This window comes from Arthrobacter sp. UYCu723, from assembly GCF_054059215.1.
The window spans coordinates 221,539-243,953 of the sequence record NZ_JBSSBW010000004.1; the positions used below are offsets into that span (position 1 = coordinate 221,539).

Consider the following 22,415-nt stretch of genomic DNA (forward strand, 5'->3'; position numbering starts at 1 on the left):
GCTGAACCCCATCGGGGCGGTCGGAAGGTTCTTCCATAAGACCAACGCGACATAGGACTGGTTGTCGGCTCTCGCGGTTGAGCCCTAGTACTACAGTCGCGGTTGGTAAATGTCGTCTCTTTTTCGACCCCATGCCGCCGTTGGAGCCGCGGAATTTCCATGGTTTTCCGGGGAAAAGACGAGGCCCGGTGACACCCGAAAACATGAGGTACCGCCAACCGCGACTGTAGTACTAGTTGGTGTCCTCGACCTCAGGGCCGGGTTCCGCCCATTCCAGGGCAGCGACAATATGTCCTTCGTCAGGGAGCACCTGCTGCTCTGCTGAAGGGAGCTTGTCGTAGGTGTAGGCAGCGACGGCCATGGGCGACGTGGAGCGTCCTAGGCTGTACCGGACGCTGCGGTCGTTCTTGGTTCCGCAGATGAGGATGCCGATGGTTTCGTTGTGGTGGTCGCGGCGCAGCACGTCGTCGACGAGGGCGACGTAGAAGTTGAGTTTGCCGGCGTGCTCGGGTTGGAATTTACCGGTTTTGAGTTCGATGACGACGTAGCGGGATTGTTCGATGTGGAAGAACAGCAAGTCGACGTAGAAGTCGTCCCCGTCGACGTCGAAGTGCACTTGACGGCCGACGAATGCGAAACCTGGGCCCAGTTCACGGAGCGTTTCCGTGATTCTGCTCGTCAGAGCGTTTTCGAGGTCACGTTCGGCCACTTCGCCTGAGAGTCCGAGGAATTCGAAGTTGTAGGGGTCTTTGGCTACCTGCTGGACGAGCTCTGAGTCTGGTGCAACGAGGTGTTGCACAAAGTTCGAGGGCGCGGCCCCTGTACGCTCCAGGGTTTTGTTCATGATCATGTTCATGAGCACGTTGCGGGACCAGCCGTGCTGCACCGCAGCGGCAGCGTACCAATCCCTTGCCGGCGGCTCGAGCCGTTTGTCGAGAATGGTGCGAACATGGCCCCACGGCAAATGTCCCACAGGCTGTGGGACATTTGGGTCGAATGCCGGCCAGGCCTCAGCGAAGCTGCGCATGTACTGCAGGTTCGACCGCGACAGGCCCTTCATGTCCGGGAACTCAGCTCCCAGGTCTTCGGCCAGCCTTCCGATGACCCCACTCCCCCACCCTTCAGTTGCCTGGCGTTCCAAAATGGTCTTGCCGATGGACCAGTAGAGTGCGATGAGCTGGGTGTTAACGGTCCGGATTGCCTGGGTGCGGGCGGCCCGCACCCGGTTCTTGAGCTCGCCAAGAAGGTCGGTGTAGCCGGAGGGAAGAGCGAGGTCCGGGGTGTCAGTCATGGATTTGATCCTATCCACCAGAGCACATCCGGTATGCCGGCTCCCCGCCAGGCAGGTGCTTAGCGGCTGGGGCCGCTCTTGGTGCGTTCTGCGCCGGCCGATATCCCTGTGCGTGACTTTCTGGCCTTGGCAGCTCCCTTGCCCGTCGTCACTGCTGCGCTGGGGTGTGTCCCCTCGCTGCGCGCTGCGGCCAGGCGTCCTCGTATCTGGGTTTCATTCGCGCCGGTGGTGGCCAGGGATTCCGCGAACTTCTCGTGATGTTCGGCCGAGCCGTAGTCGGCGGCCGACGTGTTCTCTGCTTTCCAGCCCTGGTCTTTGAGCCGGCTGCTGTCGCTGCCGGTAACGCGGTTCTCGATCTCGCGGCCGAGTCCTTCCATCCGGGCGAAGAGTTCCTTCTCGGCCCGTTCGTACCGCTGCTCCAGGGATATGAACTGTGAGCCCATGAACCCGCCCTCGGCCAGGAGCTTGGCTTCGTGCAATTCCGTGGCGGCTTTCACGAACGCGGGATCCTGGAAGTGGGAGTCCCCTGCGCCGTTGATGGTGGCGGTGGTTTCCTTCCGCAGCTGGTCAATGTCGGGTCCGTTGATCCCGTCCTTGCCGATGAGGAACATGCGTTCCTTCACGGTGACGTCCGCTGCTTCGAGCGCCTTGGGGGTCTTTGCTGTGTGGGCGGTCTGCAGTGCCTGGGCCAGTTCGGGGTTGGCCAGGTACCCGGCGGGTACCTGGTGGCGTTCTATCTCCGGGGCGAGCTTCGCGGCTTGTGCGCGAAGTTCTTCTGCGCGGGCCGCTGCGAGCAGCTGCATGGCTTTCTCGTGTTCGGCGGCGGCTTTGCGTGTCTCTTCCTGGCTGCGGGCCAGTTCCTCCTGCCTGGCCTTCGCGGTGGTGATGGTCGCAATCCCTGACTCGAGGTAGGCGGTGTCCGCGCCGACGTCGTGGGTGTCGATGCCGTACCGGGTGCGGACTTGCCTACGGATCGTCTCTGAGGCTGCCAGGGCGGCGGGGTCGTGGGCCTTCCATCCTTCGGCTGTGGCGTAGGCGGTGGCGATGTCGGTCGGCTGGGCCTTGTCCCACCATTGGTCCTTCTCCACCGGGGCCAGCGCCGCGTGCGCTGCGCTGCGTTCAGCGGCGAGGCGGGCCTTGGCTTCGTGTGCTGCCTTGGCGTCCTGGTGTTCCTGGGCCCGCTGGGATTCCTGCCGTCGGCGGGCCAGGGTCTCGGCAATGCGTGAGGCGATCATCAGCGACTGCCGCAGGCCGCCGTCCACGACGTCATCCATTCCATCTGATTCACTCATACTGTTCCCCTTGCAGTTCGTAGTGCTTGGTTCTTATCGGTCAAGGCCCGGCCCGGAGTCGCGTCGGGCAGGCTGGTAGGTCTTCGTCGGCGTCGGCGTGGTGGGCACGGCTGATCCCGGGCGGATGGGCGCCATGCCGCGTCGGGCAATATCGATAGACCTGGGCGGCACTCCTGCCTCCGCAGCCGGCTGGTGCCCGGCACCGACCAGGACGGCTTTCGGCATGGTCCCGGTGAACGGGGCCAGCTGCTCCTCGACGACGGACCGGATGCGCTGGGCCTCACGGGTCCGCCCGGACTGGGCGTGCATTTCATACACGGCGAAGGCGGTGTTGATCAGCTGCACCATGAGCGCCGTCTGGGCAGCAGTCTTGTTCTTGCTCGACGCGGCCATGAACAACATGGCAGTACCGGCAATCGACGGAAGGGGCACGGGCTTGCCGTGTTGCCGGGGTGCGCGGAGCTGGGCGGTGCGGGACAGTTCGGCGGCGGTGGCCGCCAACGGCCCGGGTGTCGGTTCGAGCCGGTAGGACCATGCCGCGAACGCCCCGGATACGTCCCGTGCAGCCTTCGCCCAGGTCGCGTGATCATCCCGCGGGATGCTGCGCAGCTGGTCCGCCAGTGCGGTCGCGTTGCGGGTGTATTCCACCCAGGCATCCGATGGTGGCGTTGCGTTCTCGGGTCCGGTCGTGGAGACCTTGCGTTTGTTGCGTGCCGCTGCGTTCCATTCCGCTGCAGCTTCCGTTGCCAGGTGCGGGGTGTCGAGCCATTCTTCCCGGAGGGCACCGAGTTTCAGGTCCGAGGCGAGGGTCCCCGCCGCCGAACCAGATAGGACGCTCCCCCCGTCCCGGTCGTTCGGCAACGGAGTACCCGACAATGACGTCCGTGGTGTTCTTCGCATACCGGGGACGGACGAACAGGCCGGTGTCCCGGGCGCGGCGAACAAACTCCGCTTCGGTTGCCGAGGCGCTGGCGCTGGCGCGGACTTTCCGTGCGAGGGACGCCCGGTGCATTTCGCGGTCATCCCTGACCGCGGTGGCCTTCTCGGCTCGGTCGTATCCACGGGTGGCATGCACAGATGAGAGTTCTTCCAGGCCGTATTTGGTTTCCAATTCCCGGCAGGTGTTCTGGGCGAGCTTATAGTCGCCATGGGTGGAGGCTTTCGTGCCGTCTTCCCGGACCAGGGACACGGCGATGTGGATGTGGTGGTTGCCGTTCTCACTCGTGCCGTGGTTGATCGCCACCCACCGGCACTGGGCCTTACCGCTGGCCTCGGTGAAACCCATCGCGTCGACGAAGTCGTTCGCGATATCGCCCCACTGCTGGTCCGTCAAAGCCCCTTCCTCGGCGCGGAGGCTCAGCGAGCAATGCCACACATCAGCCTGTTTGTGACCGTTCGGCACCCGTTCCTTCTTCACGGGGTCCCAGCGGAAATCCTTCTGCAGAACCTCAACACCGAAGCCCTTGCGGGGCTGGTCCAAATGCCTGGCAATAGCCATCGCGTCGTCGCGGTCCAGGACCCCGTCGTCATACCACGCCATGATCGCCGCGTCGCCGGCAACCAGGTGCGGGTCGGTGTGCGCGTTCTTCGTCTTATCCGTGTCGGTGGAGGCCAGGTACAGCAGCAGCCCCGACATCCGGGACCCGCGGGTGATGTTCGGAATCATCCCTACATCAGCCCCTCGATCGTACGGTCGATCCGCATCGCGACTTCGCGCACATACGCCAACGCGGCCTTCGCATCCCGGGGGAACTCATCCCCTGCGTTTGCGTGCCGGGCGATCTGGTTCACGTTGTTCGACACCCGCGCCAACAACGTGTGAATCGCCATCAGTTCAGCCATCGCCGCCTTCCGCTGCGTCGGCGTCTCCGATCCCTCGGACAAAGCAGCGGTAAGAAGCAGGTTCGGTACGGTGACCTTCTCCCTGGCAGCCCGGACCACCAGGGCCGCTTCTTCCTCGGCCGTGACCCACACATCCCTGCGCTTCTTCGTCCCCGCTGGAGAGTTCGCACGGCGCCGCCTGCTGATCGGGGAACGCGACTCATTCGACTCCGTCACCACTCCCCCTCCCCTCAAACGGCCCAGCGCAGCGACCCCAAAACCGGGGACCACACAAGCCAGTGTGCCAAGTGAAGCAGCCGGAGGCTGTGAGCGACACGCCCATTTACACCCGTGTAAATGTATAGCTTGCTACGCGTCAACGGGTTTTTCGACCCGCCGACCGGAAGTCCCGGACCGGGAACTGCCCGGGAGGTAGGGTGGCCATGTCTACACGGGCCAAACCTGGGGGTAACCATGCTGGAAGATGACAACGACCATGCGGTGAGTTTCGAAGCCGCCCACTACTTCGCGCCGGCCTACAACCGGCCGGGACGGGTCACCGTGGACTTCCACGTCGACCGAGAACCCAACGCGGGGCAGTATGTCGCGGGCGAGGCAGCAAAGCTCCTCCACGGTGACCTCGACCGGGTGGCCGGCATCGTGGAGTCCCTCGCCACCGATCACCTTCGGGAAGTGACCGGGACCTCCGCCCGGATCCACGACGACGGGTACACCATCAGCATCGAAGCCGACCTCCCGGCTGCCGCCGGCCACGCCACAGAAAGCGTCCACTCTCCCAACGCAGAGACGGAGAGACAGCTGTCCGCCGCGCACACAGGAGACCTCGTCGAACTCGAACTAGCCATCGGCAGCGTCCTGCCCGCCCACGAAAGGCACCACGCCGAAACCCTGGCCCAGCTGATCGCCCGTGAACTCCCCTCACAGGCAGAGGTCGTCCAGGCCTACTACCGACCGACACTGAACGAGGTCCTCACTGACCACGAACGCCGATTCGATCCCTCCCCCGAACCGGACCTTCCGCCATCACTGAAAGCCGCCCGACTTTCCTTTCCCCAGCACCCCTCCGCCGCCCTCATCCATCCCCCGCTCTCCGCCGTCGCAACAGCGACGTCCTACGCGTGCGGCCGTATGGTTTTGTGAGACAGCTTGTTAGGAGCACTTTCTCGCATGACCGAACGTAAGAAGTACACGCAGAAGTACAAGGACGATGCCGTCGAGCTGGTCATCTCCTCCGGCCGGCCGATCGCCCAGGTCTGTACTGATATCGGCGTTAACGAGGGCACGCTGGGGAATTGGGTGCGGCTGTACCGTGCCGATCATCCGGAGCGGTTCGGCGCCGAGGAGAAGGCGCCGGTGCCCTGGGAAGAACACCAGAAACTGGTGGCCGAGAACGCGAAGCTGAAGCAGGACGTCGAATTTCTGGGAAAAGTCAGCGCCTTCTTTGCAGCGAAGCAACGGTAGAAAATTTCTACGAGTTCATCGAAGCGGAGAAGGCGAACCATCCGATTGCCCGACTGTGCCGTGTCCTGAAAGTGTCCCGGGCTTCGTTCTACCGGTGGCGTAACCCCAAGGGCCCGTCCCCGCGCCAGGTGCGGCACGACAAGCTCGTCGGGGAGGTCACCGGCCTGTTCAACAAGGAACAAGGCCGGGCCGGCCGGGACCAGCTGACCCTGATGCTCAATAACAACAGTGTGGACGTCTCCGCACCCACGGTCGGGACCATCATGCGCGAGCACGGCCTGAAGGCCGTGCGGACCCGGGCCTGGAAGAAGACCACGGAGCAGGACCCACAGGCGAAGACCGCCCATATCAAGAACCACATGCTCGATGAGGACGGCAAACGCGACTTCACCTCCACGGTCCCCGGGACCCGGCTGTGCGGGGACATCACGTACCTGCGCACCGGTGAGGGATGGCTGTACTTGGCCACCGTGATCGACCTGTGCACCGGCATGGTCATCGGCTGGTCCATGGCTGATCACATGCGCGCCGAGCTGTGCACCGAGGCCCTGGTGATGGCCCGCGACCACGGCCGTCTTGCCTGCGACGGGGCCATTTTCAATTCCGACCGCGGATCGCAGTACACCTCCGGCGAATTCCAGCAATGGTGCGCCGGCAACAGCATCACCCAGTCCATGGGTAAGGTCGGCGTCTGCTGGGACAATGCCGTCGCGGAAAATTTCTTCTCTCACCTGAAGACGGAGTTCTACCACCACCAGACCTTCGCCAGCAGGCTTGCCGCCAGGACCGCCGTCATGGACTACATCGAAGCCTGGTACAACCGCCGCCGACCCAACCGCAGGGCCGGCGGCATACCCCCGGCAACGGCCTTAGCCAACCACCAATCCCGCGACCGCGAACCCGTGGCCGCGTAACCGAAATCAACTACGAAACTGTCTCAAAAACTTGACGTGCGCAGCGATCTCCCCGGGCACCCGAGTCGAACTCGAACGCTAACCAAAGAAGGACACCCAAGAGACCCATGGCCATCAATATTGAACAGACAAAAGCACAGGCGCGCGCCCTCCTCGACTCACGCATCGAGTCCGTCACGAACCTGGTCAGGACCCGCCAGAAAATCACCGACCTACGCGAACAGCTCGCCGCCGCCGAACGCGATGACAAACGGGCCTACGTCCGCGCCACCAAGGACGGATGGAGCCCCGACGAACTCAAGAAACTAGGGCTCGAGTCCGGCGCCGCGGCACGCCGACGAAAACCGGCAACCACCCGTACTGTCGCGGACGGTTCCCCGTCCTCTGCCGCCGGGGCTTCCGGGGCGGAGTAGCGTTGCCCCTCGCCCACATGGGCACGGCAAAAGCTAAACTCCTACGGGCTTTTCCCGCACACATGTGGACGACGGGATCCACCTGACCGGCTGAACACAATCGCCAGGTCACCATGCGACCGAAACTAACCAGCAGTGGCCGGCGATCATGCACAGCCTGAACACGCTGTTGGTCACCAGCGGCAACCTCTCCCATGGTCCAAGCCTCCACGCACCCGGCCACCGCACTGAGCGGTGGCCGGGTATTTTCAGCCGTGACGACAGCGAGCGACAGGTCGCGGACGCAGCGAAGGCCGGCACCTTTTCGAGGTGCCGGCCTTCGGGATTTCAGCAGGTGGTTCAGTCTTCGGCGGCGGCGTCGTCTTCCGGGATCTGACCCGAAGCAATGCGTTCAGCTGTTCTTGCGAACGCCGCGTCGATGTACGCCATCAGATCACTTTCCCGCACCCGCCAAATGCCGCGGCCACCAAATTGCCCGGCAGGCAGCTCGCCACTGCGGACGAGCGAGTACACGAGCGAACTCTTCACGTTCAGGATCTCCTGGACCTGCTCCAGCGTCAGCATCCTCGGGAACACTGGTCCCGTCGCGGCCGGGGGCAACTTCTTCATGTCCTCTGTCCATTGCGGCATTCTCAATCGCTCTCATTCCGGTGTTGGAGTTCGTTCCTGGTGCGTTGCCCGCGCCGGAGTGAACCCGGCGCGGCCGGTGCCCATATTCTGCCCTAGTTGTGTTTGCGCATGCAGACGTTTCACTTCACGCATGGTCGCACGGACGATGAAGTCCGACACGCTCGCATCGCCTTCCACGTGACCTGCGGCCAGGAACGCCGCGCGGACCTGGCCAGCCTCGTCCTCCGCAAAGTAGGAAGTGAACGCTGGCGATCTTTTTAGATGGCACGCAGGTCTCCCCAGGAGCGCAAACGCGGTGCCACGGACGTCATCGAAGGTTTGGACTATCTCTCGAAGCTGCTGTCGCGTGAATGTCCGGGGGCGGGTCCGCTGTGCCCTTGCGGCGTCGGGTGCGTCTGTGTCGGGCGGGTGTTCCTGGGTACTGCAGGGAAGCTAGCCGCGTGCAGTTTGCGGAACCGCGCCAGCGCCGGATCAACCTCCGCATCCGATGTTGAAGCCTCTTCCGCTGGGGCTGGTTTGGGAGGTTCGATGGATGCCTTTAGCTTTTCGTCCAGTTCCGCACACTTCGCACGGGCGCTGATGAGTTTGTCTTCGTATTTGAACGGTTTGCCGGCCTGGCTTTCGACGTCGGAAAGCACTGCCCGTTTTTCGGCGATGCTCTGACGTAGTTGGGCCTCGTATTCGGGGAGCCCTGACACTTTGTTTTCCAGCCGTGTGATGATGCCGGCGCTTCCTTCCAGCAGCTCCATCCGGGTGAAGACCAGGGGCGGTGCCGGCACGTCCTTGATGGTGAGGGCCAGGTCCTGGTAGGAACCGAGGCGGGAGTCGCCGGCTGCGTTGCGGACTTGCAGCTCGTGGCCGCCGAGGGTGGCCATCGTGCCGTGGTCTTGTTTTTGGCGGTAGTAGTTTCCGTACTCGGGTGTGTGGGTACGGACCCATTCAGAGATGGCGGCCACGGCCTCCGGGCGTTTGGTGTAGCTCTTGCCGTCGATGCTGGCGGTGAAGGCCTCCCCTGCGGTCGGGGTGATGCGCGGGAGTGCCGCCTGCAGCGCGGGCAGCTTGCTTTCGGCGTTGGTGATGCTGGTTTCGGCCGCGGCCCTGGTCCAGGAGAGGGTGCTCTGTCCTTTCTCGTGGGCGCGTTTGAGTCGTTCGAGTTTGGTCCGGGCGGCGTCGGCCTCGATCTTGTCCATCACCAGCGGGTTGCCGCTGGTCGCTGCCTTGATCTGCGCGGCGTTCAGGGCCAGGTCTCCGACGTCTTCGATCTCGCGGATATCGAGGCGGCCGCGGAGAACCTGCTGGATCATGGTGGCCTTGCGCTGGATCCCGTCCCAGGCGGCACTGTCGTAGCTGCCGACGGTGGCGTACTGGAAGTTGTGGACCTCGGCGTTGGCGTTGCCTTGGCGGATGATGCGTCCGTCGCGCTGGGTCAGGTCAGCGGGCCGCCAGGGGCAGGTGACGTGGTGGATCGCTTTGGCGCGGAGCTGGACGTTGGTGCCGGTTCCCATCATGGCGGTGGAGCCGATCAGTACGGCTACTTCCCCGGTGCGGCATTGGGCGAAGAGTTGGGCTTTCTGCTCGGGTTTGGGCGCGTCCTGGATGAACCGGATCTGTTCTGCTTGGATGCCTCCGGCGACGAGCTGGTCCTTGATCTGCTGGTAGGCGGTCCAGACCGGTTTGCCGTCGGGTCCGGTGTTCTTGGAGGGGGTGCTGAGGTCACAGAAGATGATCTGCAGCGCACCCTTGTTCGCCGAGGGGATGCCGGAGCGGAAGCTGGTTTCGTATTCGTTCTCCCGGTTCTCTTCCCAGACCTTCAGGGTCTTGGCGACGACCTGGTCCAGTTTCGTCCCGGATTCGGGTTCGATGCCGACCATGCGCAGGTCCAGTGCGGCTTTGCGGCCGTCGTTGTAGACACTGAGAGCGTTGTCCGCGCCTTTCTCTGCCCAGCCGGAGAGGGAGTCCAGCCGTTCGGCGAGGCCTTTCATGTACTCGGCCAGTTCGGGCGGCTGTGGGATCAGCACCAGTTCCGGCTGCCGTTCCCCGTCGCCGGGGCGGCGGGCAAGATCCGGGGTTTTCAGATTCAGGTCTTCGGAGAGCTTCACGTCCGCGAAGACGTGGAAGGACCGCAGCATCTCGGGGACGTTCTTGAATTTGGCGAAGCGCGGCTTGTTCTTCAGCCGGCCTCCGGCGTCCATCTCGATGGCGGTAACGGTCTCCCCGAACGTGGCCCCCCAGACGTCGAAGTTCTCCACGCCTGCGGCCTGGAGCAGGTCCGGGCGCAGGTAGCGCTGCATGACGTGGGCTTCGGTGATGGAGTTGGCGATCGGTGTGCCGGTCGCCATCGTGACGACGCGTTCCCCATGGGTGCTGCGCAGGTATTCGAGCTTCAGATGCATGTCGGTGGCCCGGATTGACCCCGCAATTTCTGCGCCCTTGATATTGGTGACCGTGCGCAGGTTCTTATAGTCGTGCGCTTCGTCCACGAACAGGTAGTCCACCCCGGTGTCCTCGAAAGTCAGTCCAAGGTCCGGTGCGGTGTCCATGAGCTTCTTCATGCGCTCTTCTTCGGCCTGAAGCTTCGTTTCAAGCTTCTTCACCGTGGTCCGGTCTTCACCTTCGGCCTGGGCGTTGACGATGGTCTGCCGAACGTCCGCGATGATCGACTCCTGGTAGGCCTCAATGGTTTCGGCTTTCACGCCGATGCTCTTGAAGGCCTGCTGGGTCATGATGATGCCGTCCCAGTCGTTCGCCGCGGCGCGGGCGACGAACTGCCGGCGCGCGGCCAGGTCCCCGCTCTTGGTCTTGATGTCATCGGACCCTGCCGAGAGCAGGCGGGCCTGCGGGTACAGTTCCAGCCACTCGCGGGTGAACTGCTCCAGCATGTGGTTCGGGACGACAACCATGGGCTTGGAGGCCATGCCCAGCCGTTTGAGTTCCATTGCGCCCATCACCATTTCGGCGGTCTTGCCGGCCCCGACTTCGTGGAAGAGGCCCACGGCCGGTTCGGAGATGATGCGAGCGACGGCGGTGCGCTGGTGCGGGTGCGGGGTGAAGGTTTTCGCCAGCCCCGGCAGGGTCAGACGGCCGCCTTCCTTGGTGTAGTCGCGCAGGGCCAGTGAGTTGAAGCGGCGGTTGTATTCGTCAATGAGCCGGCTGGCGCGTTCGGGGTCTTCCCAGACCCACTCGGCGAAGCGTTCCTGCAGGGCCTCGGCCTTTTCCTGGGCCGCTTCGGTTTCTTCGAGATTGGCGACGGGTTTTCCGTCCTCGTTCTTGTCCTCGACCTGAATGCTCTTTTGTTCCAGGATGCTTTGCAGCAGGTCCGGGGCGGGCCGGCGGCCCGTCCCCCACTCGTTTGTGGAACGGACTGTCCCCCGGTTGGCTTTGACCCGCCAGATGCCGCTGCCGACGCTGGTCACGCTGGCGTTGGGATCGGCCAGGATGTCCTGGACGAACCGTTGGTGTTCCTCGGGGGAAATCCAGACCGCACCGATGCGCGCCTCGACGTCCTCCATGCCGACCCGGGGCGGCTGGACTTCCTCCAGGGCGGTGACGTTCACGCTCAAGCGTTCATCCTCGGCCGCCGCAGCCCGTGCGGCGTCGAGCTTGGTCCGGACGTTCCCGGACAGGTATTCCGGTGCGGTAACGAGCTTGCCGGTTTCCGGGTCATCGAACACGAGCGTGCCGAGCTGATCGCGGGCTTCCTCTTCCGTGACGCCCAACAGGTCCGCGATCTGTTCCAGCTCGGGGACGCCGTAGGTGTCCAGTGCGATGGCAAGGGCTTCGTCAACGGTGTCCGCGCCCATGAGCGGTTTGCGGGCCACCACCTGCCGGTGCTGAAGCAGAGCCGCGGGTGTCGCGGTCTGCGTCTCCTCGTTGAACCTCTCCAGGGCCGGCGGCAGAGTGCCGAAAGGGTCCGTCTGGCGCAGGATCCGCACGGCGGGTGCTGCACGGCGGGTGATGATGTCTTCGCCCGTTTCTTTGTCCGTGCGGACAGACTCCGTGAAGCGGTTCAGTGGCCCATATTTGGCGGCATATGCCGTGTACTGGTCAGCCAGGGCGGTTCGGTGAGCCGACATCGCAGGGGTGTCTTCGCTGTCGGAAGCTTCCATCTCCAACAGGGCGCGTGCGCCGTCGCGCATCCCCAGCAGGTCGCTTAGCTCCGCTGCATGCGCTTTGGGTACGGGGAACGGAACCTGTTCCCCTGCACGGGCAACGGTGAAGGTTCCGTCTTGTTGGGCGGTGATGGTGCCGTCCCATTCCTGCCCGGGGGACGGCAGGAGTGCCGCCGGGGTTTTTCCCGGGGCCGGCTCGGCAGGGGCGTGGTTCAGGCCGCGGTCCAGCGCTTCCTGCACAACGGCGTCGAGCCGCTGGGCGAGCAGCTGCGGGACGGCGGCGAGGTCCTCGGCTTTCACGCTGACGGTTTCCTCGCCGTACATGCCGTTCCCGACGGTGATCTGCCCGAGGACGTTTTGCGGGTTCAGGTCAAAGTAGTTGTTGATCTTCACGTTGCGGCCGTCGATGATGACGGGGCCGACCTTTTCCCAGTCCGTGTTGGCAGGCTCCCGGCCCGGCTCGCGCTTGCGCAGCAGCAGCAGGTCAGTGAGTGCTTCGGTGCCGGCGGCGCGCCGGTGGACGCCGGTGGGCAGGCGCACGGCTCCCACCAGGTCCGCCATAGCACTCATCTCCCGCCTCGAGGTGGGGTTGGTTGCGTCCATGGTGAAGCTGGAGGTCAGCACGGCGACGTATCCGCCGGGTTTCACGGCGGCCAGGCTCTTGAGGATGAAGTGGTTGTGCATGGAGTGCCGGGAGTCGGCGTTGTGGGTCTTGTCGTAGAGCGTGTTCTTGCTGAACGGGACGTTGCCGACGGCGAGGTCAAAGGAATTGGTCTTGATCGGGGTGTCCGCGAAGGACTCACTGCGGATAGTCGCGTCGGGATATAGTCCCCGGGAAATTGAGGCGGTCAGCGGATCAAGCTCCACGCCGGTCATCCGGGCGCCTTCCGGGGCGAAGCCGATGAATGTTCCGGCGCCGGATCCGGGTTCCAGCACCTCTCCCCCGGTGAAGCCGAGCCGGTCGACGGCGGACCAGATTTCCTTTACCAGGGCGGCGTCGGTGTAATAGGCGTTCGTCGTGGTCCGCGACGCGGCGGCGTACTCGCGCTCGCTCAGGACTTCCTGCAGCTGGGCGCGCTCGGCCGCCCATTCGGTCTTGTCGAACAGCTGGGGCACCGCTCCCCAGCTGGACCACCGCGCCAGGGAACGCTGCTCTACCTCGGTGGCCGGCCTCTGCTGGTCCTCCAGCTCCCGGACGATGCGGATTGCTTCAACGTTTGCTGCGAAGCGGGACTTCTGTCCCGATGGCGCAAGGTCCGTCTGGGATGCTGGGCGGAACCGTCCGGCCGTCGAAACCGCTGCCGGCTCCTGCTGGGGTTCGGCTCCTAGCTCTCCTCGTCCTCCTGGGCCCCGTAGGTCGGCTCCATCTCCTCTGGCTCCGCGGGAAGGCTGGCGTAGATCATCTCCTGGTACACCATCTCGCGTGCCCGGAGCTTGGCCATGTTCGCCAGCCCGATGTACTCCAGCGGCGGTTCCGAGCCCCTGGTTGGTGTCAGCTGTTCGCTGAGGTCCCAGATTGCCTGCTGGATCTCCTCCCCCAAGGTCGAAAAGTGTGTCTCGGGGTCCGCTATCTGCGAGAAGCTCTCCGGGTCGTGACTCTTCATGGTTTCCATGGCGTGTCTGCCGTGCTCGTTCATTGATTACCTCTTCCGGTTCGGCCCACAAGGACTCCAGACTCATCTGGCCCTCAATGTGGTTCTTAGATTTCCTCGGTGCCATGTGCGCCGTCCCCCTCCGTTTGCCTCCACGCTAGCGAAGGCACCGGAGGATTAACAGCCGCACCTACTCTTGCGGTGCCTGCAGGCTCTTCCGCTGCCGTGCGAGCTCACGCACCACGGTGGCTTCACTGACCTCGATGGTCTTGGCAATGTCGCGGATCGTGCGCTTCTGGCCACGCATCCGGTGGGCAGTGTCAGACTTGTCCGGCGTCATTTTGGTCGGGCGCCCGCCCACGCGGCCGCGGGCTTTCGCCGCTGCAAGGCCGGCCATGGTCCGTTCACGCAGCCGGTTCCGCTCGTACTCGGCGATAGCGGAGAAAAAGTGGAACATCAGCAACCCCTGTGAGTTGGTGGTGTCCAGCCAGGTCTCCGTCAGTGACCGGAGGCCAACTTGACGGTCAGCCAGCGTCTTCACGATGCCGGCCAGGTCGGCGGTGTTCCTCCCGAGCCGGGACAAATCGTTGACCACCAAGATGTTCCCCGGCTGGAGATGATCCAAGCAGTCTTGCCAATGCGGCCGTTCCGCCGTCGCACCCGACGCAAAATCTGTCCAGATCCGGAAGCACCCGGCAGCGTTCAAAGCATCCAGCTGCAGGTCCACCGACTGCTCCGTAGTGCTTACTCGGGCGTAACCCATCAACGTAGCCACATCAGTTCCCCTCTCCTTCATTCAAAAACCGTCGTCCTCGGAGTTTTGACTAAGTTTGTCTCCGTAGATTTCGCAGTCGAGTTCTGGCACAGCTTAGCATCGGAGAGGACGATTTCTGAGAGGTGTCATTTTCAGAAGGCGTCTACACGAAATGTCAGAAGTCGTCTGCACAACCACGGCCACTGTCATCCAGTGCGACTGTTCGGGAAGAAGCCGGGCGCCGGCATCATGCCGAGTCCCGGCCCGCCTGAATGCAACAGGAGGGGCCGGAAGACCTGCATGCAGAGGTGGGGCAAAGGTCAACGTAATCGAAGGGGCTACTTCCATAGATCCTTTGCTTCCAGCCAACCTCGCTGAAGCTCACCGCTAAGACGCCTCGTCCAGGTCGTTCCTAAGTCGTCGGTGAACACCAGCCCAAATCTCCGGGGGGAAAAGCCGCGTCCACGGGGAGAAAATACAGGCCGCCATTCGCGAGAAGTACCTTGGGAGATATGCAGCTTTACGTACAGTACCCCTGGAGGAAATTCATGTTTCCGAAACCAAATTTCCCAAGAATTATCCCACTCTCGTCTCCCATATGACGTACTGGGGACGATCCCGTGGGCTAGCACATCGGCAGAAATCAGGCGTCGAAGAAAGATTCTGTCGTCGCTACGATTGGCGATCTCAATCAACAGAACCCTGGTATCGGGCGGCACAACCTTGAGATACTCAAAGTACCGGCCAGGCGGATCCGGGTGATGAGGCTCCATCAGGTAGCCATGGCTTGTACTATCCCTAATTATCCGAATTGTGACCAAGTCAGCCTGTTTTCGGAGCTTCTCCAGCTGGCTTTCCCTAGCTAGGCGAAGTGACAGTCCATACTGCCTTGCAGCGTTTAGCAGCGCCAGCGTGCCCATGAACGCCGCCGTTACGGTCCCAACAGCCCCGAATGAAGCCGGGTTCCATCCCCAATCAGACATGTGACTGACAGTACTCCAGCCTCCGGCAGGAAAAGAGAAGGGACAGCGACTCTTTCGTTCACCGGAGGATCAATGCGTGCGACCAGTTTCAGCCAGGACCAGCACCAGCCGCTTATCGCCTGGCTTGTCGTTGTGTATGCGCTAGCCGCCGGCCTGGAACAGGCCTTGCACTTGAGTCAGCTCCAACTGGGGACCGGGGCGCTAAACATAACCGCCAGCACGAATCAGGCTTGGGGCGAAGTCGGCGCCTCTTTTGCTCGCCCTCACGGCTATGTCCTAAGCCTCTGTTCGACTCGCAATTATGGATCCCTTGTCAGGACGGCACGATCTCGATGGGTGGGGCAGTCTCTCAAAGGTTTATCGGAAACGAAGGATTTCAAGAACAGCTTGAATCGAGAATCCCGGGGCCGGTCGCTCATCGAAGTGGCCTAACGTCCTGCCCCGGAAAATTGGGGCGACGACGAAAAGAGGCAACCCTGGCCCCGGTTCTCACAAATAGTTCTCGAAACGGTACAGTCGAACTAAGACCCCCAACCGAGTTTTGAGAAGAGCACACCCCTATGGCCACGCACCGCATCGGCTACGCCCGGGTTTCGACCCGGGACCAGAACCTGGACCTGCAGATGGAAGCCCTGAAGAAGGCCGGATGCGACAAGATTTACAAAGACACGATCAGCGGCACCAAGTCCCAACGCCCCGGCCTCGACCAGGCTCTGGACAACCTGCGCGACGGTGACACCTTGATGGTGTGGAAGCTGGACCGCCTGGGCCGGAGCGTGAAAGACCTCCTGGACTTCGCCGGCGGACTGAATGACCGCGGCGTAGGATTCGCCAGCCTCACCGATGCGATCGACACCACGACGGTCTCCGGACGCTTCTTCTTCAACGTCATGGCTTCTCTGGCCCAGATGGAACGGGAACTCATGGTCGAACGTACGCAGGCAGGCCTGCAGGCCGCACGCGAACAAGGCCGGGTCGGCGGCCGCAAACGCATCATGACTGATGCCAAGATCCGTTCAGCCCGCAAACTCCTCAAGCAGGGAACGCCGCCCCGAGAGGTCGCCGATACTTTGGGAGTGTCCGTGCCCACCCTCTACCGATGGGTCCCGGCAACATGCGCGACCGAGGATTCAAAGAAGTAGCTCCTGCTGGTTGGTGCAGGCGGCTTCAGAAAAGATGACTGTTGGTGCAGACGACTACTGAGCAGAACGCAGCTTCGTGCAGGCGACTTCTGACATTTCAATATCCATACTCGTCTGCACAACCCCGGAATTCCGCGCGCCCTTGTGCAGCCGACTTCTGAAAATGACATCTTCAATGAGTCGGCTGGTTTGTAGCAGATACGGTCGTTTTAGACCTATCGCATGGCGGACTCAGCAGCCCCACCAGAAGGGGCCCGGCAACGAGGATTGGCAGCATGAAATCCCTGGATACACAAGGCTGCATGGACGCAAGCGTGTTGTAGCGGTGGTCCGGTACGGGTCAAGCTAATGGCGGCCTCGGGCGGTGCTACCCTTACTTCGTCGCGCTGCCGTGACGAATAACTTTTCCGTGGGGGACACACCAGATGAATCAAGACCCGAACATGCCGTTGGACCCAAGACAGCAACCACAGCCGATGCCCTATCCACAGGAATACGGGCATTACCCTCAGCAGTATCCCCCCCAATATGGACAGCAACCCCACCCAGGACCGCACCCGCAGAAGCACTGGGGGCGTGACGGGCTTCCGCCCCTGCCCCGCGCTCCGTTCCAAGCAGGCAAAAGGCCCTTTGGAATTTGGTTCTGGATCATCACCGTCATCCTGAGCGTCCTTGTCCTGGGGAACATGGCAGCCGGTCGTGGTGAAGCGATCCTGATCATTCTAGGGCTCGCTGCTGTGGTAACCGGACTGATCGCGATGGGTTCCGAGAGGCGGACTTGGGCGAACCTGCCCACCCGCAAGGCTGCGATCGCAGTCTGTCTGGCGGGAACCGCATCGTTGCTGATCGGCAGTGTTGCCGCCGGAGTAGGTGCATCTCAAGAAAGGGCTGCCGCCCCGATGACCAGTGCCCAACTCGAAGCCAGTGCGGCCGGCAAACTGAAGGACCGCGAGGACGCCTTGGCGAAGTCCGAAGCTGACTCGGCTACAAAGCTCAAGGCCCGAGAGGATGCCGTGGCCAAACGTGAAGCTGCCGTTGGGACCGCCGAGAAGAATGCGGCGAAAACCTTCAATCAAGGGATCTGGACGGTCGGAACCGACATCGAACCCGGAACGTACCGCACCACCAAGGCCGTGGTGGGGGATTGCTCCTGGAAGATTACCCGGACCGGCAGCAACGGCAAGGACTACATCGCCTACGACTACTTCGTGAAGGGGGGTTTCCCCGAGGTCAACTTGGCTGAAGGCCAGACCTTCGACACCGACGGCTGCGGGGACTGGGCCAAGAAATAGCACTGGCCCCCGTCCAGCTGGTATTGCCCTTCCTGGTCCAGGTGAAGCCTGGTCAATTTCGGCGCGTGTCCTGGCCCAAGTCCGCCTGCCCGTCGCCGCCGGCCGCGGCTGTTGAGCAGCAGGGCTAACTAAAAGAAGTGGGCAGATCTCATGGCCACCGGCCGGCAGTTGTCATGGCCGCTAACACCCTTCTCAGGGTTCACTTCGCCGTCCACGAGTTGCATTCCGGACCAAACACCTTATTACGCACTTCACCGGATGCTGGCAGGCGTGGTTCTGTTCCGGGCGGAAGACCGGCGTCGCACGCCCTGCACACCCCCGCGTACCGAAGCCTCATCTGCTTCACGAGGATGAGGGATGGATCAACGGCACGGACCGATTCAGCTTGTAGAACACGGCGTTCAGACCGCAAATGAGCTTGGCCCTGGCTCAATCCTCACCCACGGCAGGAACCTTTTCAAGCATGCCGCGCGTCGGAACGCCAAAGACCAAGCGAACTGTCCCAGTGAGTCACCGGCCTACGCGACCCCGAAACCGCCAAACCGAACTGGCAAGAAGCCGCCATTCTAAACTAACAGTCACAACAGTGGTCCAATGAATATTGGGTACGCCCGCGTCTCGACCGCGAAACAGGACCTCGACCGGCAGATCGAAGCGCTGCGCGGCGAGGGGATTCCTGCCAAACATATTTATGTGGACAAGAAATCCGGATCCACGACAAATCGGCCCGGACTGCATGAAGCCCTCGATCAGGCCCGCGATGGGGACGTCATCGTGGTGCACACCCTGGACCGGTTGGGCCGTACCGTCCGGGACACTCTGAACCTTATCCACGACCTGGCAGGCCGCGGGGTCGGAGTCCGGAACCTGGCTGACCCGATCCGGGTTGATTCCGCCAATCCAGAGGATCCCATGTCGCAGTTGGCAGTGGTGATGCTCGCGCTCTTCGGCCAAATGGAACGAACCTATGCCATCGAACGCGCAGCCCACGCGCGCGCCGTTGCTGCCGCCAAGGGCAAAAGGATCGGCCGGCCCAGCGTGGTCGATCCGGCGAAACTGACCTACGCCGTCCACCTTCGCGACCAGGAAAATCAGTCCATCTCCGAGATCGTGGAAGCCACCGGTATTACCCGCTCCAGTCTCTACCGTTACCTGCCGCCCCGTCCGCCGGAGACGCTGACCGCCGAGACCCAGCCGAGCGCCTAAAAATCCCGGACGGCGGTGGCGGTTCGTGCAGGCAACTTCGGACAGAATGACGGTTGGTGCGCACGACTTCAGACAAAACGACGGTCGGTGCAGACGACTTCGCACACTTCCGTGTCAGAAGTCGCGTGCACCGGTCCCGTACTTCCGCGGGATCCAGTGCAGACAACTTCTGAAACTGACAAGAGGGGTTCCGGGCTTCCCCTGTCAATGGCCAATAGTTTGTGCCCACGGGCGGCCAGCAGAAATGCCCGCTGGTGGCCATGAAAAGTGCCCACTCATGGCCACGAGATCTGCCCACCGGGTGTTTGGTGGCGTTGGCCATGTTGGGGTGTGGGTTTAGTTCATTGGCGTGACTCCTTTTCCGGCCAAGGCCTGGCTGAGGCGGATTGAATCCCCTGATGTCTGGCAGACGTGGGCGTGGTGCAGCAGCCGGTCCACGGTTGCCGTGGCCAGGGTTTTAGGCATGAGCTCGTCAAAGCCGGCAGGATGCAAATTTGAGGAAACCGCGATGGATCGTTTCTCGTAGGCGGCGTCGACGAGACGGTAGAGCCCCTCCGCCGCGTCGGTGCCCACCGGCAGGAGACCTATGTCATCGACCACCACCAAATCTGCGCGCAGGATCCGGGCGACGACTTTAGTGACGCTGTCATCGGAGCGGTGGGCGCGCATCAGGGCGCCGAGGTCCTCGAGGCGGAACCAGGCGACCCGCAGTCCGGCTTCGACGGCTTGCTGCCCGAGGGCTTCGAGGAAGAACGTTTTGCCCGTGCCGGAGGGGCCGCAGATCACGACGTTCTCCTTGCGCCCGATCCATTCCAGCGTCCGGAGCGCCTGCTGCGTCGGGGCCGGGATCGAGGAGGCGGCAGGGTCCCAAGTGTCGAAGGTCTTCCCGGTCGGGAAGCCCGCGGCCTTGCGTCTGGTGGCGAGCATGGACCGGGACCGGCCGGTGACTTCCTCGGTGAAGAGCGCTTTGATGACCTCGGCCGGTTCCCAGCGCTGGGCTCGGGCGGTCGCGATGAGTTCCGGCGCCAGCGCCCGCGCATGGGGCATCTTCAGCTGCCGCATTAGTGCCTCGAGCTCCGCCGGCAATGCGGGTGCGGTGACAGGGACCGGGCTCATGCGCTTTCCTCCAGAACGGCGGCGGCGCTGGCGGTTGCGGGTGGGCGGCCGATGGCCGCCCACCCGGCGGTGCCTTGGGTCAGGGACCGGGTTTCCCCGGCGGCATGGGTGGTGGTGCGCGTGCTTGCGGCGTTCAGGATCGAGGCGAGGTCCTTGTTCGCGAAGCGGCCATGGATGGCCGCGGTCCCCAACGCGTGATCAACTTCGGCCTGTCCTGCGATCTTGGCCAGGGCGACTGCCTCGGCCATTTTCACGTTCATCCGCCCGGTGCCTGCCGCTGCGGCCTCGAGCAGCCAGGCCCGGGCGCCGTCCCCGATTGCGAGGAACTCCGCTTCCGCGGCCGTCCTGGCTTTCGCTGTGTAGTCGCCCGGGGTCCTGGGCCGGTGGTCCGGGAAGTGGGCGTCGTTGATGGCCGGGCTGCCGGGCCGGGAGCGCGGGTGCCGGGCGACTTCCACCGGTCCCTGGCTGCCGTGGTGGACGACGATGACCTGTTCGTCGCCTCCGGCGCCGTGGGATCTGACGAACACCCGCGCGCCGAGCAGATACGCCGGCACGGAGTACTGGCCGTTTTCGAACGTGACCATAGGCGTGTTCTCCGGGACGGCCCGGGAGAGCCCGAACGCGACCGTGTGCGCGGTATCAGGGATCCGGTGCAGCCGTGGCGCTTCCTCGGCCAGCATCGCGGCGGGTTTGCGGCGGGTGACCCGGTGCTCACGGTGGTTGACCTCGTCCATGAACGCCTGGCAGGCCGCTTCGATCTCGGCGAAGGAGGCGTATTCGGCCCGCAGGTTGGTGTCCTTAGGCACGATGTCGGCCTTGGCGACTTTCACCGAGGACTCCACGCCGCCTTTGGTCGCAGGGTCAGCCGGCTGGCAGGTCAACACCGTCACCCCGTAGTGGCGGGCGAAGTCGACCGTCTGCTGGTTGCGCACCGGGACCCCGGCAACATGGGACACCGTGACCGTTTTCTCGTTATCGGTCAGGACGTAGGTCGGGGCGCCGCCCAAGACCCGGAACGTGCGGTCCAGCGCCGCGAACACACTCGGAGCCGTCCGGTCCCGCAGGGCGATGACGATCCTGAACCGGGACCATGCCAGCCACGCCACGAACAAAACGGTCTTCTTGCCCTCGATCACGGGCCCGTCGCCGAAGTCGTACTGGATCCACTGACCAGGCTCGGTCACCCAGGGGCGGTGCACCCGGACGTGGCCCAGACGCCAGGCGGCGCGGACCTGGGCGACGGCCCGGCGGGTCGAGCGTTCCGAACCCCCGTAGCCGAGGGCCCGGAGTTTTTCGTGGGCTTTGTCGGCGCGGATCTTGCCCTTGGAGGCCTCAATCCATTCCTCAATCTTGGGCAGGAAACGCATCGGTGACCCGGCCCCGGTAGACCGGCTCGGCGATCGGCTGACCCGCGTCCCGGGCAGCAACGTGCCGGGCGACCGTGTGGTGCGAGCAGCCAGTGAGTTCCGCGGCGGCGCGCAAAGATCCGGTCAGATCATACGCAGCAAGTATTTGGCTCTCCTGACTCATCCGTGGGCTAATTTCGGCCGGGAAGCACTGGTTTGGGACCGCCGAGGCTGAGCATGGCCAGGGCGATGAGTGCGTCTGGGGATTTGAAGCCGAAGGCGATTCTGGTGATGAGTCTGATCTTGGTGTTCATGGACTCGATGCGCCCGTTGGAAAGCCTGTGCTCGATGGCGGCCAGGATACTGGCCCGGTGTTTGACGATGGACTGCTGCAGTTTCACGAAGGATGGGATGCGGCACCGCCGCGCCCAGGCCACCCACTTGTCGAGCGCTTCGGCGGCCTCGTCGAAGGGCAGTTTGAAGACCGTGCGAAGTCCTTCCTTCAGGTAGTAGGCACGGCCGAGCCGGGGGTCGGTCTGGACGATCCAGGCGAGCTTGGTTTTGTCGGCGCGGATCTTGCCCTTGGAGGCCTCAATCCATTCCTCAATCTTGGGCAGGAACGCATCGGTGACCCGGCCCCGGTAGACCGGCTCGGCGATCGGCTGACCCGCGTCCCGGGCAGCAACGTGCCGGGCGACCGTGTGGTGCGAGCAGCCAGTGAGTTCCGCGGCGGCGCGCAAAGATCCGGTCAGATCATACGCAGCAAGTATTTCCATGATTTCTCCGTCAAACTTCATTAGGGCCTCTTCCCGGGCGACTTTGGTGCGACTAGACACCGTCATCAAACCCCGGGAAGAGGCTCCCGCCGCTTAAGCAGCAGGGCTAAGTCAAAGAAGTGGGCAGATCTCATGGCCACCAACGGGCACTTTTCATGGCCGCCAGTGGGCAGTTCCGTGGCCGCCTATGGGCAGTTTTTCATGGCCGCTAACATTCCCCGTCAGTACAGGCATAAAGGGTCGTTTTTGCCGGTGC

The 22,415-nt window shown here is 63.3% G+C and carries 16 protein-coding genes and 4 pseudogenes; 7 read left to right on the forward strand and 13 right to left on the reverse strand.

The window, feature by feature from the left end:
* Positions 1 to 232: 232 nt before the first annotated feature.
* The 4 genes and pseudogenes from ACVWZ8_RS24885 to ACVWZ8_RS24900 form a co-directional block, all read right to left on the reverse strand.
* Positions 233 to 1,291: a PDDEXK nuclease domain-containing protein gene (locus ACVWZ8_RS24885; RefSeq protein ID WP_456506452.1), complete on the reverse strand. Its 1,059-nt coding sequence runs from the start codon at positions 1,289 to 1,291 to the stop codon at positions 233 to 235.
* A 59-nt stretch (positions 1,292 to 1,350) separates the two neighbouring features.
* On the reverse strand, positions 1,351 to 2,583 hold the full coding sequence (locus ACVWZ8_RS24890) for a hypothetical protein (protein ID WP_456506453.1): 1,233 nt from the start codon (positions 2,581 to 2,583) through the stop codon (positions 1,351 to 1,353).
* Between the two features lie 33 nt (positions 2,584 to 2,616).
* Positions 2,617 to 4,249 (reverse strand): annotated as a pseudogene (locus ACVWZ8_RS24895) (relaxase/mobilization nuclease domain-containing protein).
* A gap of 2 nt (positions 4,250 to 4,251) precedes the next feature.
* Complete coding sequence (locus ACVWZ8_RS24900) at positions 4,252 to 4,557, reverse strand: MobC family plasmid mobilization relaxosome protein (RefSeq protein WP_456506454.1); 306 nt, start codon at positions 4,555 to 4,557, stop codon at positions 4,252 to 4,254.
* Positions 4,558 to 4,878: 321 nt separating this feature from the next.
* Here ACVWZ8_RS24900 and ACVWZ8_RS24905 point away from each other — a divergent pair, with 321 nt between their 5' ends.
* The 4 genes from ACVWZ8_RS24905 (at position 4,879) to ACVWZ8_RS24920 (ending at position 7,213) form a co-directional block, all read left to right on the forward strand.
* Positions 4,879 to 5,565, forward strand: a complete 687-nt coding sequence (locus ACVWZ8_RS24905) for a hypothetical protein (protein WP_456506455.1) — start codon at positions 4,879 to 4,881, stop codon at positions 5,563 to 5,565.
* 27 nt (positions 5,566 to 5,592) lie between these two features.
* Complete coding sequence (locus ACVWZ8_RS24910; RefSeq protein WP_456506456.1) at positions 5,593 to 5,886, forward strand: transposase; 294 nt, start codon at positions 5,593 to 5,595, stop codon at positions 5,884 to 5,886.
* Positions 5,841 to 6,800, forward strand: coding sequence for an IS3 family transposase (locus tag ACVWZ8_RS24915; RefSeq protein WP_456506509.1), 960 nt, complete (start codon positions 5,841 to 5,843; stop codon positions 6,798 to 6,800). Before ACVWZ8_RS24910 ends, ACVWZ8_RS24915 begins: the two co-directional genes overlap by 46 nt.
* 107 nt (positions 6,801 to 6,907) lie before the next feature.
* Positions 6,908 to 7,213 carry a hypothetical protein gene (locus tag ACVWZ8_RS24920; RefSeq protein ID WP_456506457.1) on the forward strand — a complete coding sequence of 102 codons (306 nt, stop codon included), beginning with the start codon at positions 6,908 to 6,910 and terminating at the stop codon, positions 7,211 to 7,213.
* Between the two features lie 339 nt (positions 7,214 to 7,552).
* On the opposite strand, the gene ACVWZ8_RS24925 is transcribed toward ACVWZ8_RS24920, so the two are convergent.
* The 5 genes from ACVWZ8_RS24925 to ACVWZ8_RS24945 all read right to left on the reverse strand — a co-directional run bounded on the left by ACVWZ8_RS24925 (position 7,553) and on the right by ACVWZ8_RS24945 (position 14,340).
* The gene (locus tag ACVWZ8_RS24925; RefSeq protein ID WP_456506458.1) at positions 7,553 to 7,777 is read right to left on the reverse strand and encodes a helix-turn-helix domain-containing protein; all 225 of its coding nucleotides are present in this window, start codon (positions 7,775 to 7,777) and stop codon (positions 7,553 to 7,555) included.
* 78 nt (positions 7,778 to 7,855) lie between these two features.
* Complete coding sequence (locus ACVWZ8_RS24930; RefSeq protein WP_456506459.1) at positions 7,856 to 8,020, reverse strand: ParB family protein; 165 nt, start codon at positions 8,018 to 8,020, stop codon at positions 7,856 to 7,858.
* Between the two features lie 146 nt (positions 8,021 to 8,166).
* On the reverse strand, positions 8,167 to 13,068 hold the full coding sequence (locus ACVWZ8_RS24935) for a helicase (RefSeq protein ID WP_456506460.1): 4,902 nt from the start codon (positions 13,066 to 13,068) through the stop codon (positions 8,167 to 8,169).
* Positions 13,069 to 13,277: 209 nt separating this feature from the next.
* Positions 13,278 to 13,589: a hypothetical protein gene (locus tag ACVWZ8_RS24940; protein WP_456506461.1), complete on the reverse strand. Its 312-nt coding sequence runs from the start codon at positions 13,587 to 13,589 to the stop codon at positions 13,278 to 13,280.
* A gap of 145 nt (positions 13,590 to 13,734) precedes the next feature.
* Positions 13,735 to 14,340: a recombinase family protein gene (locus ACVWZ8_RS24945; protein WP_456506462.1), complete on the reverse strand. Its 606-nt coding sequence runs from the start codon at positions 14,338 to 14,340 to the stop codon at positions 13,735 to 13,737.
* A gap of 1,501 nt (positions 14,341 to 15,841) precedes the next feature.
* Between ACVWZ8_RS24945 and ACVWZ8_RS24950 the strand changes: the two genes are divergently transcribed.
* The 3 genes from ACVWZ8_RS24950 (at position 15,842) to ACVWZ8_RS24960 (ending at position 18,921) form a co-directional block, all read left to right on the forward strand.
* Positions 15,842 to 16,423 (forward strand): recombinase family protein, encoded by a 582-nt coding sequence (locus tag ACVWZ8_RS24950; RefSeq protein WP_456506463.1) that lies wholly within the window; start codon positions 15,842 to 15,844, stop codon positions 16,421 to 16,423.
* 425 nt (positions 16,424 to 16,848) lie between these two features.
* A complete protein-coding gene (locus ACVWZ8_RS24955; RefSeq protein ID WP_456506464.1) occupies positions 16,849 to 17,715 on the forward strand; it encodes a hypothetical protein in 867 nt (288 codons plus the stop codon).
* 594 nt (positions 17,716 to 18,309) lie between these two features.
* Positions 18,310 to 18,921, forward strand: coding sequence for a recombinase family protein (locus tag ACVWZ8_RS24960; RefSeq protein WP_456506465.1), 612 nt, complete (start codon positions 18,310 to 18,312; stop codon positions 18,919 to 18,921).
* 336 nt (positions 18,922 to 19,257) lie between these two features.
* On the opposite strand, the gene istB is transcribed toward ACVWZ8_RS24960, so the two are convergent.
* The 4 genes and pseudogenes from istB to ACVWZ8_RS24980 form a co-directional block, all read right to left on the reverse strand.
* Positions 19,258 to 20,037, reverse strand: coding sequence for an IS21-like element helper ATPase IstB (gene istB / locus ACVWZ8_RS24965; RefSeq protein WP_456506466.1), 780 nt, complete (start codon positions 20,035 to 20,037; stop codon positions 19,258 to 19,260).
* A pseudogene (gene istA, locus ACVWZ8_RS24970) lies at positions 20,034 to 21,567 on the reverse strand (IS21 family transposase). Before istA ends, istB begins: the two are co-directional and overlap by 4 nt.
* A 7-nt stretch (positions 21,568 to 21,574) precedes the next feature.
* Positions 21,575 to 21,946, reverse strand: a pseudogene (locus tag ACVWZ8_RS24975) (ISL3 family transposase); the annotation flags it as partial.
* Positions 21,947 to 22,180, reverse strand: a pseudogene (locus ACVWZ8_RS24980) (IS21 family transposase); the annotation flags it as partial.
* Positions 22,181 to 22,415 lie beyond the last annotated feature (235 nt).